The sequence below is a fragment of the Bradyrhizobium sp. UFLA05-125 genome (assembly GCF_059803515.1).
Genome location: NZ_JBANBJ010000198.1, coordinates 1 through 504, shown reverse-complemented (window position 1 = coordinate 504; position 504 = coordinate 1). Strand labels below are relative to the sequence as shown.

Genomic DNA, 504 nt, shown 5'->3' with positions numbered 1-504 from the left:
GTGCGCGATCTTGCCGCGGCCGGCGCTCGCCTCGCCGCGATCGTCGATTCCCGCAGCGAGACCGATCCGGCGCTCAAAGAACTCGCCCAGCGTTTTGGTGCGCCCCTATTTGCGGGCGGCGCTGTCGAGGCGACGCTAGGTGGTCGCGAGCTGCGTGGCGTCGCCATCCGCGACGCCTCCGGCAAACGGACCTCGTTGGCCTGCGACCTGCTTGCGGTCTCCAATGGTTGGAACCCGACGCTTCACCTCACCTCGCACCAGAACGGCAGACCAGTGTGGAACGAGGCAGCCCAGGCCTTCGTGCCTGGAGCCTTGCCGCCGGGACTCACTGTCGCCGGCAGCGCCGCCGGTCGTTTCACGCTCGCTGAAGCCCTTGGGGATGGGGCACGGCTTGGCCGGGAGGCAGTGGCAGAGATCGGCTTCGCGTCGGCAGCAGCAGCTGCGGCTCTCGTCACTGATCCGGAGATGAATGGGCTGAAGCCCATCTGGCGCGTGACGGGCGGC

Annotated in this window: 1 pseudogene; it reads left to right on the top strand. The window is 68.7% G+C overall.

Annotation, left to right across the window (positions count from 1 at the left end):
• Positions 1-504: pseudogene (locus SO156_RS45920) on the top strand (sarcosine oxidase subunit alpha); the annotation flags it as partial.